Origin of the sequence: Streptomyces sp. NPDC050423 (assembly GCF_040655445.1) — a bacterium.
Classification (GTDB): Bacteria; Actinomycetota; Actinomycetes; order Streptomycetales; family Streptomycetaceae; genus Streptomyces.
Window position 1 is genome coordinate 58,804 of record NZ_JBFAJY010000021.1, and the last position, 15,247, is coordinate 74,050.

General features: G+C 71.0%; 13 protein-coding genes. 1 reads left to right on the plus strand and 12 read right to left on the minus strand.

Translation table 11 applies throughout. From position 1 onward, the window contains the following. The 5 genes from AB0I52_RS17580 to AB0I52_RS17600 form a co-directional block, all read right to left on the minus strand. Positions 1 to 849 (minus strand): carbohydrate ABC transporter permease, encoded by an 849-nt coding sequence (locus AB0I52_RS17580; protein WP_362961337.1) that lies wholly within the window; start codon positions 847 to 849, stop codon positions 1 to 3. Continuing rightward, positions 846 to 1,820: a sugar ABC transporter permease gene (locus tag AB0I52_RS17585; RefSeq protein ID WP_363073479.1), complete on the minus strand. Its 975-nt coding sequence runs from the start codon at positions 1,818 to 1,820 to the stop codon at positions 846 to 848. Before AB0I52_RS17585 ends, AB0I52_RS17580 begins: the two co-directional genes overlap by 4 nt. 2 nt (positions 1,821 to 1,822) lie before the next feature. After that, positions 1,823 to 3,127, minus strand: a complete 1,305-nt coding sequence (locus tag AB0I52_RS17590) for an extracellular solute-binding protein (protein WP_363073481.1) — start codon at positions 3,125 to 3,127, stop codon at positions 1,823 to 1,825. A gap of 229 nt (positions 3,128 to 3,356) precedes the next feature. Further along, on the minus strand, positions 3,357 to 3,650 hold the full coding sequence (locus AB0I52_RS17595) for a DUF3039 domain-containing protein (protein ID WP_073723799.1): 294 nt from the start codon (positions 3,648 to 3,650) through the stop codon (positions 3,357 to 3,359). Positions 3,651 to 3,680: 30 nt separating this feature from the next. Beyond that, positions 3,681 to 4,241 (minus strand): YqgE/AlgH family protein, encoded by a 561-nt coding sequence (locus tag AB0I52_RS17600; protein WP_363073483.1) that lies wholly within the window; start codon positions 4,239 to 4,241, stop codon positions 3,681 to 3,683. 274 nt (positions 4,242 to 4,515) lie between these two features. Here AB0I52_RS17600 and murA point away from each other — a divergent pair, with 274 nt between their 5' ends. Then, positions 4,516 to 5,856 carry a UDP-N-acetylglucosamine 1-carboxyvinyltransferase gene (gene murA, locus AB0I52_RS17605; RefSeq protein ID WP_350996665.1) on the plus strand — a complete coding sequence of 447 codons (1,341 nt, stop codon included), beginning with the start codon at positions 4,516 to 4,518 and terminating at the stop codon, positions 5,854 to 5,856. 183 nt (positions 5,857 to 6,039) lie between these two features. Here the strand turns inward: murA and AB0I52_RS17610 are convergent, their stop codons facing one another. From AB0I52_RS17610 to AB0I52_RS17640, 7 genes are all read right to left on the minus strand, one after another. Continuing rightward, entirely contained in the window at positions 6,040 to 6,321 is a 282-nt protein-coding gene (locus AB0I52_RS17610) for an HU family DNA-binding protein (protein WP_003968811.1), read from the minus strand. Positions 6,322 to 6,662: 341 nt separating this feature from the next. Beyond that, complete coding sequence (locus AB0I52_RS17615) at positions 6,663 to 8,096, minus strand: NAD-dependent malic enzyme (RefSeq protein ID WP_363073486.1); 1,434 nt, start codon at positions 8,094 to 8,096, stop codon at positions 6,663 to 6,665. 495 nt (positions 8,097 to 8,591) lie between these two features. Continuing rightward, entirely contained in the window at positions 8,592 to 10,898 is a 2,307-nt protein-coding gene (locus AB0I52_RS17620; RefSeq protein WP_363073556.1) for a UvrD-helicase domain-containing protein, read from the minus strand. Between the two features lie 207 nt (positions 10,899 to 11,105). Further along, a complete protein-coding gene (locus AB0I52_RS17625) occupies positions 11,106 to 11,714 on the minus strand; it encodes a CGNR zinc finger domain-containing protein (RefSeq protein ID WP_363073558.1) in 609 nt (202 codons plus the stop codon). A 103-nt stretch (positions 11,715 to 11,817) separates the two neighbouring features. After that, positions 11,818 to 12,402, minus strand: a complete 585-nt coding sequence (locus AB0I52_RS17630; RefSeq protein ID WP_363073488.1) for a GNAT family protein — start codon at positions 12,400 to 12,402, stop codon at positions 11,818 to 11,820. Between the two features lie 155 nt (positions 12,403 to 12,557). Beyond that, positions 12,558 to 13,700, minus strand: a complete 1,143-nt coding sequence (locus AB0I52_RS17635; protein WP_363073490.1) for a uroporphyrinogen-III synthase — start codon at positions 13,698 to 13,700, stop codon at positions 12,558 to 12,560. A gap of 129 nt (positions 13,701 to 13,829) precedes the next feature. Next, positions 13,830 to 15,161 (minus strand): nitrate/nitrite transporter, encoded by a 1,332-nt coding sequence (locus AB0I52_RS17640; protein WP_363073492.1) that lies wholly within the window; start codon positions 15,159 to 15,161, stop codon positions 13,830 to 13,832. Positions 15,162 to 15,247: the final 86 nt, after the last annotated feature.

Below are 15,247 nucleotides of genomic sequence, written 5' to 3' on the forward strand. Positions count from 1 at the left end.
TCAGTCCTTAACCGCTCCGCCCAGTCCCGAGACCAGGCGTCGCTGTACGAGTACGAAGAAGACCAGCACGGGAACGGTCATCACCGTCGAGGCTGCCATGATCCCGCCCCAGTCGTTCTCGTCGGGTTTGAAGAAGACCAGCAGCGCCATCGGAAGCGTCGACTGGGAGGTGTCGCTGATGATGAACGACTTCGCGAAAAGGAAGTCGTTCCAGGTCGAGATGAACGAGAAGACGCTGGTCGCCACGAGCCCGGGGAAGACCAGCGGGAAGAGGATCTGCCACAGGAAGCGGGCCCGGCTCGCCCCGTCGATGTACGCCGCCTCCTCCAGTGCGTCCGGGACGGCCTTGACGAAGCCGCGCAGCATCCAGATCGCGAACGGCAGCGAGAAGGCGAGGTGCGGCAGGATCAGCGAGCCGAGTGTGTTCAGCTGGCCGAAGTCCCGCATCAGGAAGAACAGCGGGATCGTCAGCGCCTCGACCGGCACCATCTGCGCGACCAGGAACATGATCAGCAGTGTGGTGCGGAAGCGGAATCTGAACCGGGTCACCGCCGTCGCCGCCAGGAAGGCGATCAGTGCGGAGACGATGACGACCGTGCCGGCGACGAGCAGGCTGTTGAGGAAGTAGCGCCCGAAGTCCTGCTGCTGGAAGACCCGGCGGAAGGAGTCCAGGGACGGCGAGAGCGTCCACGGCCTGGGGTGCGCGGACTGGATCTCGCCGGCCGGCTTGAGGGCCGAGAGCACCATCCAGTACAGCGGGAAGGCCACGGCGGCGGCGATCAGCAGGGCCGCGGCCTCGGCGGCGAGCCGGCCGGGCCGGCGGACGCGCGACAGGGACGGCAGGCTCACAGTTCCTCCCCCTGGCGCCTCACCAGGCGCAGATAGACCAGCGTGACCGCCAGCAGGATGACCAGCATCACGACGCCGATCGCCGAGCCGAGGCTGTACTGCGAGGACGCGAACGCCTTCTGGTACGCGTACACGTTGAGCACCAGGTTCTGGCCGGCGATGCCGCCGCCGTTGGTCATGACGTAGATCTGGGTGAAGACCTTGAAGTCCCAGATGATCGACTGGATGGTGACGACGATCAGGATCGGCCGCAGCATCGGCGCCATGACCGACCGCCAGATCCGCCACTGCGAGGCCCCGTCCAGCGCCGCCGCCTCCAGCACCTCGGTGGGGATCGCCCGGATGCCCGCGTACACGGTGACCATCACGAACGGGAACGAGCACCACAGGACTTCCAGGAGCACCAGCGCGAAGGCGCTGTAGCGCCCGTACGTCCAGGAGAAGTCGCCGAGCCCCAGCACCCGGTTGACCGGCCCGAAGTCGGCGTCGAAGAGGAAGACCCAGACGGTCGACCCGGTGATCGCGGGGGTCGCCCAGGCGCCGAGCGCGGCCATCATCAGCGCGAGCCGCGGCACGGCCCGCACCCGGGTCAGCAGGACGGCCAGCGCGCAGCCGACGAGCAGGGTGGCCAGCACGCAGAGCGCCGCGAAGACCACGGTGGCCAGCAGCACCTGCCAGAACTGGCTGTCGTGGAAGAGCGTCGCGTAGTTGCCGAACCCCTGGAAGGTGGCCGGCTCACCGCCGCTCACCTGGGCCTGGGTGTACTCCAGGAAGGAGATCAGGCCGAGCTGGTAGATCGGGTAGACCAGCAGCCCGCCGAGGAGGACGAGCGCGGGCAGCAGGTAGAGCCAGGGGGTCCAGCCGGACCGCCGGGCCGGGGAGGCCGGGGGGCGGCTCCGGAGCGGGCGGGGGGCGCCGCTGCCCGCTCCGGGTGCGCGGGGCGTCTTGTACGCCGTGCTGTTCGCCGTCATCGTCAGCCCGCGTCGGCGAACGCGGCGTCCATCTTCTTCGCGGCGTCGTCCGAGGCTGCGGCCACGCCCTTACGGCCGCTGACGATCTCCTGGAACATCGTCGGCAGGATCAGCGAGGAGTCGATCTGGCCCCAGGCGGGCGAAGCCGGGACGAACTTGGCGCCCGCACCGAGTGTCCTGACGAACGGTTCGACGAACGGCTCCTTCTTCGCGGCCGCGGCCAGCACGTCCGTGTACGTGGGCAGGAAGCCCATCGCGTCGAACATCTTCGCCTGGGTCTCCTTGCCGGTCAGCGACTTCATCAGGTCGACGGCGAGGGTGCGGTGCCCGCTGCTCTTCAGTACGCCGATGTTGTTGCCGCCCGCGAACGCCGGGGCGACGGAGTTCTCGGCCACGCCCGGCAGCGGCACGACCGCGTACTTGCCCTTCACCGTGCCGGCCTCGACGGCGGCGTGGCTGAAGTCGCCGCCGATGGCCATGGCGGCCTTGCCGGAGGCGAAGGCGGTGACGGTCGCGTTGCCGCCCATGGCGGCGCACTTGGCGGCCGGGCAGTTGGCGTCGCCGAAGAGCGAGGTGTAGGCGGCGATGCCCTTGCGGGCCTTCGCGCTGTTGATGGCCGCCTTGTACGAGGCTCCGCTCCCGTCGGCCAGTTCGCCGCCGTTGGCCCAGATGAACGGCATCGCGCCGTAGGTGTACGCGCCGCCGACGGCGAGTCCGTACAGGCCGGGCTTCTCGCGGTGGATCTTCTTCGCGGTGGAGATCAGTTCCGCCTGGGACTTGGGCGCCTCGATGCCCAGGTCCTCGAAGACGTCGGTGCGGTAGTACAGCGCCCTGACGCCGACGAAGAGCGGGGCCCCGTAGACCTTGCCGTCCACGGTCACGGACTGCTTGGCGGTCGGGTCGGTGTCCTCGGCGTCCGCCCAGGCACCGAACTCGGCGCTGACATCGGCCAGTCCGCCGTCCTTCACGTAGCCGGCGGTGTCGGTGTTGCCGTACTCGATCAGGTCGGGCGCGCTCTTGGGGTCGTTGAACGCGGCCTTGACGCGCTGGGCGCGGGTCTCGACGGGGATGTACTCGATCTCGACCTTCGCGCCCTTGTGGGCCTTCCCGAAGTCCGCGACCGCGGCGTCGACGACCTTCTCCTTGGGCTTGTTGGCCACCTCCTGGAACAGCCAGACACGCAGCGTTCCGGTCTTCTCGTCCCCCTTGGCGCCGGTGTCGGAGGTCTGCGGCGCGCAGGCGGTGACGGTGAGACCCGCCAGCACAAGCGCCGCAGCCGGGGCGGCGATTCGGGCAGAAAGCTTCATCCGGGACCCCTACCGGTAAGCGTTGCAACATATGCAACGCGCGTTTCGTTCTGCACAACTTGCAGGAGGGTAGGTCCAGACGAAGTCGCCGACAAGTGGTCTCAACCACTCTGTGACCCGCGGAAGCAGCCCGTGCAACGCCGCGGGCCCGGAACGGCGAAGAACCCCCGGGGCACGCGGCTGCGTGCCCCGGGGGTTCTCCCGGACAGGTCGGTTCTGCTGCTGCGGACTACTTCTTGTCCTTGCCGCCCTTGCCCTTGTCCTTGTCGCCGCCGGCGCCCATGGACTCGTAGATCTCCTTGCACATGGGACACACCGGGTACTTCTTCGGGTCGCGCCCCGGCACCCAGACCTTGCCGCACAGCGCCACCACGGGAGTGCCCTCCAGGGCACTCGCCATGATCTTGTCCTTCTGGACGTAATGGGCGTAGCGCTCGTGGTCGCCGTCGCCGTTCGACACCTGTGGCGTCGGCTCCACGAGGGTTCCCGTACCTGCCCCGCGATCGGGCTCAAGAGTGCTCATAACCGCCAAGCGTACTGAAAGCCCGGGGGATCAGTTCAGCGAAGGGTCGTCCGGGTACGTGGCGACCATGGCCAGTTCGCTGCGCTGACGGCGCAGGACGGCCCTCCAGAGGCCCTCCGGGCGCGGCGACGAGACGTCCCCCGGCTCCGACTCCACGACGTACCAGGCACCCTCGGAGAGTTCCGCCTCCAGCTGTCCGGGCCCCCAGCCGGCGTAACCGGCGAAGATCCGCAGCGAGCCGAGGGCCGCGGCCAGCAGCTCGGGCGGCGCCTCCAGGTCCACCAGGCCGATCGCCCCGTACACCCGGCGCCAGCCGAGAGGGCCCTCGTCCCCGGGGATCACCGCCACCCCGAGCGCGGAGTCGAGGGAGACCGGGCCGCCCTGGAAGACCACATCGGGTTCACCGGTCAGACCGGCCCAGGACGCCAGGATGTCGGCGACCCCGACCGGGGTCGGGCGGTTCAGGACCACGCCGAGCGAGCCCTCCTCGTCGTGGTCGAGGAGCAGCACCACCGCGCGGTCGAAATTCGGGTCCGCCAGGGCGGGTGCGGCCACGAGCAGCCGCCCTGTGAGCGAGGACACCTCGGTCATGCCAGAAATGATCCCGCATCTTCGGCTTTCGCGGGGCCCAAGTGACCCGGTCGTCGCCCTGGGTGCCCGAGCGCAGCTCAGGGCGCACGGGTGCACAAGGAGCGCACGGCCGGGCACCCATCCGGACGGTCACCCTCCGCAAGATCCAGGACGCGGAGCGTGTTGTGGCGGATTCATGACGTTCGTACACCCCCCGCTTTCTTACGGAAGGGGGGCGCACGGCCATTACCCTTTCGATTGGCCCCCCGCCCGACCACTCCGGAACGCGAGATTCATGACCGGCACAGACGATGTCCTGCTTGTCCACGGCGGAACCCCGCTGGAGGGCGAGATCCGCGTCCGAGGCGCCAAGAACCTGGTGCCGAAGGCAATGGTCGCCGCGCTGCTCGGCAGCGGGCCCAGCCGACTCCGCAACGTGCCCGACATCCGCGATGTGCGGGTGGTCCGCGGGCTCCTCCAGCTGCACGGCGTGACGGTCCGTCCGGGTGACGAACCGGGCGAGCTGATCCTCGATCCCACGCACGTCGAGAGCGCGAACGTCGCCGACATCGACGCCCACGCGGGCTCGTCGCGCATCCCGATCCTCTTCTGCGGCCCGCTGCTGCACCGGCTGGGCCACGCGTTCATCCCGGGGCTCGGCGGCTGCGACATCGGCGGCCGGCCGATCGACTTCCACTTCGACGTGCTGCGCCAGTTCGGCGCGACGATCGAGAAGCGGGCGGACGGCCAGTACCTGGAGGCCCCGCAGCGGCTGCGCGGCACCAAGATCCGGCTGCCGTACCCGTCGGTGGGCTCCACCGAGCAGGTGCTGCTGACGGCCGTGCTCGCCGAGGGCGTCACCGAGCTGTCCAACGCGGCCGTGGAGCCGGAGATCGAGGACCTCATCTGCGTACTGCAGAAGATGGGCGCGATCATCTCCATGGACACCGACCGGACCATCCGGATCACCGGTGTCGACCGTCTCGACGGCTACACCCACCGGGCCATCCCGGACCGCCTGGAGGCCGCCTCCTGGGCGTCCGCGGCACTGGCGACCGAGGGCAACATCTACGTCCACGGGGCGCAGCAGCGCTCGATGATGACGTTCCTGAACACCTTCCGGCGGGTCGGCGGTGCCTTCGAGATCGACGACGAGGGCATCCGCTTCTGGCATCCGGGCGGCGCGCTGAACGCCATCGCGCTGGAGACGGACGTGCACCCCGGCTTCCAGACGGACTGGCAGCAGCCGCTGGTCGTGGCGCTGACGCAGGCCGCGGGCCTGTCGATCGTCCACGAGACGGTGTACGAGTCCCGGCTCGGCTTCACCTCTGCGCTCAACCAGATGGGTGCGCACATCCAGCTCTACCGCGAGTGCCTGGGCGGCTCCGACTGCCGCTTCGGACAGCGCAACTTCCTGCACTCCGCGGTCGTCTCCGGGCCGACGAAGCTTCAGGGCGCGGATCTGGTCATCCCGGACCTGCGCGGCGGTTTCTCGTACCTGATCGCCGCTCTGGCGGCGCAGGGGACGTCCCGGGTGCACGGGATCGACCTGATCAACCGCGGCTACGAGAACTTCATGGACAAGCTGGAGAAGCTCGGCGCGAAGGTGGAGCTGCCGGGCGGTTCACTCGTCTGACAGGCTCGGGCGGACAGACGGGCGGGGGTTCGGGGCACTGCCCCGGGCCCCCGCTCGTCTGTCGCCGGGGGCCCGCAACGGCGCGCAGGGCCCTCAGAGGCCCGGAACGGCGTTCTGCGGCCCGTATGCCGAAGGGCGGCCACCCTGGTCGGGGTGACCGCCCTTCGTCGTGCCCAGGGGGTGTTACTTACCCTTGGCGGCTTCCTTGAGCTTCGAGCCCGCGGAGACCTTCACGCTGTAGCCGGCCGGGATGTTGATCGGGTCGCCGGTCTGCGGGTTACGCGCGGTGCGAGCGGCACGGTGGGTGCGCTCGAAGGTCAGGAAACCGGGGATGGTGACCTTCTCGTCGCCCTTGGCGACGATCTCACCGACGGTCTCGGCGAGCGCGGCCAGCACGGCGTCGGCGTCCTTGCGAGTCACCTCGGCGCGGTCGGCCAGGGCGGCCACCAGCTCACTGCGGTTCATGTTGTTACTCCCGTGTTCTTCTTGCCTGTGAGGCGTGAGATCGAAGCCGATGCTGCCAGGGCCCTCGGACAGTCCCCGGACTCGGGTCCGTGTTAGACCCTCGCGCCCCGTGGGGTCTCCCCCCGGACGAAGTCCTTGGGAAAGCATCCTGCCCCCACCTGCGGCGGGAAAGCCAATCCGGCACCCTCCGGAGTCACACGAAAAGCGCCACTGCCTCGTCGTGGTGACGTTCCGTCGACTCCCCGAAAACGATCCGCAGCGGGTGCGGGGCTCCGCGGGACGCGTCGCCCGCCCACCCTAAAGGGGCGTTTGGGGCGCCGCGACCCGCGACGCGCCAAACATCAGACGGACGTGGGACCCGTCACAACCGAGCCGGTCGACTTGGCGGCGTCCCGGACCGCTCCGGCGACCGCTCCGGCGACCTTGTCGTTGAAGACCGACGGGATGATGTAGTTCGCGTTCACCTCGTCCGGGGCGACGACATCCGCGAGGGCGTGCGCGGCGGCGAGCATCATCTCCGTGTTGACGGCGCGGGACTGGGCGTCCAGAAGTCCGCGGAAGACGCCGGGGAAGACCAGGACGTTGTTGATCTGGTTGGGGAAGTCGGAACGGCCGGTGGCCACGACCGCCGCCGTCTCGCGAGCCACCGCGGGGTCGACCTCGGGGTCCGGGTTCGCGAGCGCGAACACGATCGCACCGTCCGCCATGGCCGCGACATCGCTCCCGTCCAGCACGTTCGGGGCCGAGACGCCGATGAAGACGTCGGCGCCCACGACAGCCTGCTTGAGGGTGCCGGTGACGGATTCCGGGTTGGTGTTTTCGGCGATCCAGCGCAGCGGCGAGTCGGGCGCGGCGGAGACCAGGTCCTCGCGGCCGGCGTGCACCACACCGTGGATGTCGGCGACGACCGCGTGCTTGACGCCCGCGGCGATGAGGAGCTTCAGGATGGCCGTACCGGCCGCCCCGGCGCCGGACATGACGACCCGCACGTCCCCGATGGCCTTTTCCACCACGCGCAGCGCGTTGGTCAGCGAGGCCAGCACGACGATGGCGGTGCCGTGCTGGTCGTCGTGGAAGACGGGGATGTCCAGGGCCTCGCGCAGCCGGGCCTCGATCTCGAAGCAGCGCGGCGCGGAGATGTCCTCCAGGTTGATGCCCGCGAAGCCGGGTGCGATCGCCTTGACGATCGCGACGATCTCGTCGGTGTTCTGGGTGTCCAGGCAGAGCGGCCAGGCGTCGATGCCGGCGAACCGCTTGAAGAGGGCCGCCTTGCCCTCCATCACCGGGAGGGCGGCCATCGGGCCGATGTTGCCGAGGCCGAGCACCGCGGAACCGTCCGTCACGACTGCGACGGAGTTGCGCTTGATGGTGAGGCGGCGGGCGTCCTCGGGGTTCTCGGCGATCGCCATGCAGACCCGGGCCACACCGGGGGTGTAGATCATCGAGAGGTCGTCACGGTTGCGGATGGGGTGCTTCGACTGCATCTCGATCTTGCCGCCGAGGTGCATCAGGAACGTACGGTCGGACACCTTGCCGAGGACGACGCCCTCGATGTCGCGCAGGCCTTCGACGATCTCGTCGGCGTGCGAGGTGGAGGAGGCCGCGATCGTGACGTCGATCCGAAGCTTGTCGTGGCCGGAAGCGGTCACGTCGAGGCCGGTGACCGAACCACCGGAGGACTCCACGGCCGTGGTGAGCTGGGAGACCGCTGTGCCGCTCGCGGGCACCTCCAGCCTGACCGTCATCGAGTACGAGACGCTGGGCGCCGTTGCCATGGCCGAGTCCTTCGCTTTCCTTAGCTTCATTGCTACGCGGCCGGGGCTGCAAACAACGACAGACCCCGCACACGTCTTCAGATATTCGCACCTACCGGTGGGTAGCCGGTAATGACTGCCGCACTTCGGAAAGGGTTTTCCACCATACGAGATACGAGGGCTCCAGCGGAACCCCCCGACGGGCCCGCGTCCCACCCTGCACCCCCGCCTCGTCCGAGCCGCATCCGGGCCCCGTCCGGGCGGCGTCCGGCCCCGTGAACGGAAACAGACCCGCGCCACCGGGAGGTGACGCGGGTCTGTCTTCTTCGGTTGAACGGCACCGGCCCGCCATGCTCGCCTCGCGGCAAGTGGTCGCTCGAAGCGACTAAGGTTGGGCCCGGGGGCTTGGATCGAGCCGATGCCGACTCCAGGCTAACAAACACCCCGGAGAAGTGATTCCCACGGCGCGGGACGACCCGGAAAAGGCTCCTCGGCCCGCTGCCGTACCGGTGCGCGTCAGTCCCTCAGCAGGTCCGGCACCCCGTCCTCGTCGGGCAGATCCCGCTCCCCCGCCACGACCGTGAGCTGCTGCGTGGCCCGCGTCAACGCGACGTACAGCACCCGCAGCCCCGCCGGGGACTCGTCCGCGATCTCCGCGGGCGAGACGACCACCGTGGCGTCGTACTCCAGGCCCTTCGCCTCCAGGCTGCCCAGCGCGACCACCCGTTCGCCGAGCTCCGCGAGCCACGTGCGGGCCTGGGCCCGCCGGTTCATCGCGACGACGACACCGACCGTGCCGTCGACCTCGCCGAGCAGCCGCCGTGCCTCCTCGCGCACGGTCGCGGCCAGATCACCGTCCCGCACGGTCTCGAAGCGCGGCCGGACGCCCGTGGAGCGGACGGCGGCCGGTGACTCCATGCCGGGCATCGCGAGCGCGAGGACCTTGGCGGCGAGTTCGGCGATCTCCGCCGGGTTGCGGTAGTTGACGGTCAGGGTGAACCGGCGGCGCGGGCGGCTGCCGAGGGCCTCGTCGCGCGCCGCGGCCGCCTCGTCCGGGTCGGACCAGGAGGACTGCGCCGGGTCCCCGACGATCGTCCAGGTGGCGTGCCGGCCGCGGCGGCCGACCATCCGCCACTGCATGGGCGTGAGGTCCTGCGCCTCGTCCACGATGACGTGCGCGTACTCCGTGCGCTCCGCCGCGAGCCGTTCGGCCCGCTCCCACTGGGTCTCCTCCCGCTGCGGCATCAGCTCCTCCAGACCGGTGAGGTGGTCCAGCGGATCGAACTCGCGTTTGCGCTTCGGCCTGTTCGGGGTGCCGATCAGGTACTGCAACTCGTCCAGCATCGCCACGTCGTGGACGGACAGCGGCCCCTGCCCCGCGCTGTCGAGGCGCTTCAGGGAGCGCGCGAGCCGGCGCACCTCGCCCTGGTTGAGGATCCGGCGCGCCCATCGGGCGAGCCGCTTCTCGTCCGCCATCGCGGCGAGCACCCCGCGCGGGGTGAGCTCGGGCCACCACGCGTTCAGGAACTGGATGAACGGCGTCTCGGTGGAGACGTCCTCGTCGAACGACGAGCGCAGTTCGGCGGCCAGCTCCTGATCGGTGTAGCGGCCCCGGCCGGACGACCTGCTCCACAGCGCGTCCAGCAGCAGTTTGCGGGCGCGCGGGCGCAGCAGGTTGACCGGTGCGGTGCCGCTGAGGACGTTGTTCCGGATGCGCCGGAGCTCGTCCTCGTTCAGCTCGACCCGGGCGCCGAAGGCCACCACCCGCAGCCGGGCGGGCGTGACGGCCCCCTGCGGGGCTTCCTCGGGCTCCCCGAACGCCAGCTGGCCGTCGTCCCCGGCGGCCGGCCGGACCGTGGGCTGTTCCAGCGCCCCGCGGGCCGCCTTGCGCAGCACATGGAGAATCCGTGACGAGCCCTTGATCCGGGCGACGGCCGGTTCGTCGTAGGTGGTGGCGCCCGCCGTGCCCGCCGCCTCGTCCGACAGCGAGCCGACCGCACGGATCGCGACCTGGCCCTCCTCACCGAGCGAGGGCAGCACCCCTTCGGTGTACGCGACCAGCAGCGGGGTCGGCGAGACGACGAGGATGCCGCCCGCGTACCGCCGCCGGTCCTGGTAGAGCAGGTACGCGGCACGGTGCAGGGCGACCGCGGTCTTGCCGGTGCCGGGACCGCCCGAGACCTCGGTGACCGAGGCGGCGGGCGCCCGGATCACCAGGTCCTGCTCGGCCTGGATGGAGGAGACGATGTCCCGCATGGTGTGGCTGCGGGCCTGCCCGAGCGCCGCCATCAGCGCTCCGTCCCCGATGACGGGGAGCTTCTCGCCCTCCTGGTACGCGGTCAGCTCGGGACGCATCAGGTCGTCCTCGACCCCGAGGACCCTGCGGCCCTTGGAGCGGATGACCCGGCGGCGTACCACCCTGCCCGGTTCCTTCGGCGTCGACCGGTAGAAGGGCGCGGCTGCCGGCGCCCGCCAGTCGATGACCAGGGGCGCGTAGTCGGAGTCGAGGACCCCGATCCGGCCGATGTGCAGCGTCTCCGCGATGTCGGCGGTGCTGTCCTCCCGTACTGCGTCGTCGGCCGGCTCCACGGAGGTGAAGGCTCCGTCGGGGCCGCGCTCACCGTCCTTGCCGAGCAGCAGGTCGATCCTTCCGAAGAGGAAGTCCTCGAACTCGCTGTTCAGCCGGTTGAGGTGGATTCCGGCCCGGAACACCTGGGCGTCGCGCTCGGCGAGCGCTCCGGGTGTCCCGACCTGGCCGCGTTTGACGGCATCACTCATGAGAAATTCCGCCTCGTGGATCTTCTCCTCGAGGCGGCGGTACACATGGTCGAGATGTTCCTGCTCGACACCGATTTCCCGGTCCCGCAACGAATCGACAGCGGCATCCTGCGCGGCCACTGAGACCCCCTTCTGACGTGCATTGGGCAGCCGTCAACCCTATGCGACGCGGGGCCCGTCGCGCACCTGCCACGAGCATGTGATCTCGCCGGCCGGAACAGCGGCCGGCCCGAAGTGCCTACGCCGCCGGGGTCACGGACTCGCGGACCGGCCGGCCGGGTCCGCGTTGCGCCGCCGGTGCCGGGCGACCCGTTCGCGGTTCCCGCACACCTCGCTGGAGCACCAGCGCCGGCGCCGGCCGCGCGAGGTGTCCAGGTAGATCCGGCGGCAGTTGTCGCCCTCGCAGCGGCGCAGCCCGCCCAGGGCCACCGGGTCGGTGAGCAGCTCCACGGCGTCGCGTGCCACGGTGGCGAGCAGCGCCCGGCAGTCGGGTTCGGTGCTGAGCCCGCGTACCAGGGCGCCGTTCCCGGTACGCACGGCGCGCACCGCGGGCGGCGCTCCGGCGGCGAGGGAGTTGACGCGCTCCAGGGCGCCCTCGGCTCCGCGGCCGCCGAGCTGCGCGGTCAGCAGCCGGTCGACGGCGGTCCTCAACTGGCGGAAGAGCACGAGCCAGTTGTGGTCCAGGGCCGTGAGCCGGGTGCCCTGCGGCACGGCCCCGGAGGCCACCAGCCAGTGGGCGAGCCGCTCGGGCCCCTCCAGCGGATCGGGGGCGTCGGCGCTGCCCTCCCCCGTCGCCACCAGGTCGAGACAGAGCCGCCCGGCGTCGAACCGCCAGTCGCACGAGCCCTTGCGCGTTGCCATGCGCATGTCACCGCCTTGGGTCCGTCCGACGTCCACACCAGAGTGCCCCTCCCGAACCCCGCCCGTAACCCCTGCCGCCGCGCGGACCCCGGCAGCCGGGCTCTCAGACGCCGCGCGCGACCGGTTCCCCGGTCACCGGGCCGTCGTGCAGGACGCGCTGGAAGAGGCGGTGATCGCGCCATTCGCCGTCGATGTGGAGATAGCGCGGGGCGAAGCCGAACTGCTCGAAGCCGCATTTGGCGAGCACCCGCTGCGAGGCGGTGTTGTCCGGCACCGTGCCCGCCTCGACCCGGTGCAGCCGCAGTTCGTCCCGGGCCAGGTCGCAGATGAGCCGCACCGCCGCGGTGGCCAGCCCGCGGCCCGCGCACTCGACGTCCACCCAGTAGCCGAGCGTGGCGCTGCGGAACGGCCCGAGCGCGATGGCGTTGAGGTTGACCCCGCCGATCGCCCGGTCCTCCCCGTCCGCCAGCACCCACGGCATCAGGCGCCCGGCCTCGCGTTCGGCCAGCAGCCCGGCCACCCGCTCCCGCTGCCCCCGCTCGGTGTAGAAGGCGTCGGGCCGCCGGGGTTCCCAGGGGCTCATGTACGTCCGGCTGCGGGTCATCGATGCGGCGAGGGAGGCGGCGTCGGCCTCGGTGACGGGACGGAGCCGTACCTCCGCGTCGAGCCGGTGGGTGTCGTTGATCATCCCCGCACGGTATCCCGGCGGTCCCGGGCGCCCCTTGGACGCCCGCGTACGCGGGCGCGCCCGCGCACGCGAAGCACGGGACGGCCCCGCCGCGGTACGGGCGGTCCTGCGCACCGCCGCGCTCGGGCCTCCCGCCCGGTGGCGCGACAGCTCCCTCAGGAGTCCGCGTACTTGGCGTCCGACGCCGGGTCCAGGGCCAGCCGGTAACCGCGTTTGACGACCGTCTGGACGATCCGGGGCACGCCGAGCGCGGCACGCAGCCGGGCCATGGCCGTCTCCACCGCGTGCTCGTCCGTACCGCTGCCGGGCAGGGCGCGCAGCAGATCGGCGCGGGCCACCACCCAGCCCGGCCTGCGGGCCAGGGTGTGCAACAGGGTCATCCCGGCCGGCGGCACCGGGCGCAGCTCGTCGTCGACCAGGACCGCGTGGCCGCGGATCTCGACCCGGTGCCCGGCGACCGGCAGCGTACGTGCCCGGGTCGGCAGTTCACGGCAGAGCACCTGGACGAGCGGGCCGAGCCGGAAGCGCTCCGGCTGGATGGTGTCGAGCCCGTGGGCCTGCAGCGGCAGTGCGGTGACCGGTCCGACGCAGGCCGACACGACGTCGTCCCGCAGGGCGCCCAGGAGCTCGGGAAGCATGCCGCGTTCCCCGGCGCGGCGCAGCAGCGAGGCGGCGGCCGGGGCGCTGGTGAAGGTGAGGGCGTCCAGGCCGCGGGCGGTGGTGAGGTCGAGGAGCCGGTCGAGCGGGCCGATGTCCTCGGGCGGCATCCAGCGGTAGACCGGGACGCCGATGACCTCGGCGCCGGCCGCCCGCAGTGACTCCACGAAGCCGGGGAGCGGTTCGCCGTGCAGCTGGAGGGCGATGCGGCGGCCCTCGACGCCCTGCGCCAGGAGCCGTTCCAGCACTTCCGCCATGGACTCGGAGGCGGGTGACCACGTCTCCGTCAGCCCGGCGGCCCGGACCGCGCCCTTGACCTTGGGGCCGCGGGCCAGCAGCTCGACGCCGCGCAGCCGGTCCAGCAGCCGGGCCCCGACGCCCCAGCCGTCGGCGGCCTCGATCCAGCCCCGGAAGCCGATCGCGGTGGTCGCGATGACCACGTCGGGAACGCTGTCGATGAGTTCCTCGGTGGCGGCGAGGAGTTCGCTGTCGTCGGCGAGCGGCACGATCCGCAGGGCGGGCGCGTGCACCACGGCGGCACCCCGCCGCCGCAGCAGCGTGGCGAGTTCGTCCGCCCGGCGCGCGGCGGTGACCCCGACCGTGAAACCCGCGAGGGGCCCGTGCTGTCCGTCGTCGTGCATATGGTCTACCCGGCTCTCGTCCCGCTGCTGCTCGATGGTGCTGAGGACCGACCCTGCCAACGATGCGTGACAGGCTCGGTTCGCCCGTATTTCCCGCCCGTTACGTCGCCCGGCACCGTGCGGCCATCATCACACCTCGGCATGGCTGAGCCGGGGCTCCGCCGGGACCGCCGCGGGGCGGCGAAGGTATACCGCCCAGGTGAGTACGGAACACGCCCCGTAGAGGACGAGGAAGGTCCAGAAGGCCGCCGTTCCGGTGCCCGAGGTCCGGAAGGACTGCCGGAGGGCGAGGTTGATGCCGAGCCCGCCGAGTGCGCCGACCGCGCCGATGAACCCCATGGCCGCCCCGGACAGCCGCCGCCCGTGCGCCGCCGCCCGCTCGCCGCGCAGGCCGAGGGCGATCGCCCTGGTGTGGAAGATGCCCGGGATCATCTTGTACGTCGATCCGTTGCCGAGCCCGGTCAGCACGAACAGCGCGGTGAAGCCGACGAGGAACACGGGGAGCGACTCGGTGCCGGAGGCGTACACGACGACTCCGGCCGCGACGGCCATCGCGGCGAAGTTCACCAGGGTGACGCGGGCGCCGCCGTACCGGTCGGCCAGCCGGCCGCCGACGGGCCGGACCAGCGAGCCCAGCAGCGGTCCGGCGAAGGTGAGCGAGGCGGCCTCCAGCGGGGTCCGGCCGAACTGGGTCTGGAGCACCAGGCCGAAGGCGAAGCCGTAGCCGATGAAGGAGCCGAAGGTCCCGATGTAGAGCACCGACATGATCCAGGTGTGCGGGTCGCGGACGGCGTCCCACGCGGCCCCGGTGTCGTTCCGCACGGGCGCCAGGTTGTCCATGAAGCACGCGGCGCACAGCGCGGCGACGACGATCAGCGGGATGTACGCGCCGAGCACGATCCGCGGGTGCGCGGCGCCCGCCGTCCCGATCACCAGCAGCCCCACGAGCTGTACGACGGGCACCCCGGCATTGCCGCCGCCCGCGTTGAGCCCGAGCGCCCAGCCCTTCTCGCGCAGCGGGAAGAAGGCGTTGATGTTCGTCATCGAGGAGGCGAAGTTGCCGCCGCCGATGCCGGTGAGCGCGGCCACGGCCACGAAGGTGCTGTACGAGGTCCCCGGTTCCGTCACCGCGTAGGCGGCGACGGTCGGCACCAGCAGGGTGAACGTGCTGAACACGGTCCAGTTCCGCCCGCCGAACCGGGCCACGGCGAAGGTGTACGGCACCCGCACGATCGCACCGGCCAGCGTCGCGGTGGAGATCAGGAAGAACTTCCCGGCCGGGTCCACCCCGTACTCCGGTCCCATGAACAGGACCATCACCGACCACAGCGTCCAGACCGAGAATCCGATGTGCTCGGAGAGGACGGAGAACCACAGATTCCGGCGGGCGATCCGCTCGCCCTTCTCCCGCCAGAACGTCTCGTCCTCCGGTTCCCACTGCTCGATCCAACGGCCGGCCATCACGCGCCTCCACAAGGGGTCGGGGTGTTGTTCCCGACGCTAGGGAGCACGCGTTTCGGCGTGGTGCCGTGAGGTGACCGGTGGGC

What these genes read in the sequence shown, in the direction of transcription:
- AB0I52_RS17585 (WP_363073479.1), bottom strand. Translation starts at nt 1,820, where the DNA reads ATGACGGCGAACAGCACGGCGTACAAGACGCCCCGCGCACCCGGAGCG.
- AB0I52_RS17590 (WP_363073481.1), bottom strand. Translation starts at nt 3,127, where the DNA reads ATGAAGCTTTCTGCCCGAATCGCCGCCCCGGCTGCGGCGCTTGTGCTG.
- AB0I52_RS17595 (WP_073723799.1), bottom strand. Translation starts at nt 3,650, where the DNA reads ATGAGCACTCTTGAGCCCGATCGCGGGGCAGGTACGGGAACCCTCGTG.
- AB0I52_RS17600 (WP_363073483.1), bottom strand. Translation starts at nt 4,241, where the DNA reads ATGACCGAGGTGTCCTCGCTCACAGGGCGGCTGCTCGTGGCCGCACCC.
- murA (WP_350996665.1), top strand. Translation starts at nt 4,516, where the DNA reads ATGACCGGCACAGACGATGTCCTGCTTGTCCACGGCGGAACCCCGCTG.
- AB0I52_RS17610 (WP_003968811.1), bottom strand. Translation starts at nt 6,321, where the DNA reads ATGAACCGCAGTGAGCTGGTGGCCGCCCTGGCCGACCGCGCCGAGGTG.
- AB0I52_RS17615 (WP_363073486.1), bottom strand. Translation starts at nt 8,096, where the DNA reads ATGGCAACGGCGCCCAGCGTCTCGTACTCGATGACGGTCAGGCTGGAG.
- AB0I52_RS17625 (WP_363073558.1), bottom strand. Translation starts at nt 11,714, where the DNA reads ATGGCAACGCGCAAGGGCTCGTGCGACTGGCGGTTCGACGCCGGGCGG.
- AB0I52_RS17630 (WP_363073488.1), bottom strand. Translation starts at nt 12,402, where the DNA reads ATGATCAACGACACCCACCGGCTCGACGCGGAGGTACGGCTCCGTCCC.
- AB0I52_RS17635 (WP_363073490.1), bottom strand. Translation starts at nt 13,700, where the DNA reads ATGCACGACGACGGACAGCACGGGCCCCTCGCGGGTTTCACGGTCGGG.
- AB0I52_RS17640 (WP_363073492.1), bottom strand. Translation starts at nt 15,161, where the DNA reads ATGGCCGGCCGTTGGATCGAGCAGTGGGAACCGGAGGACGAGACGTTC.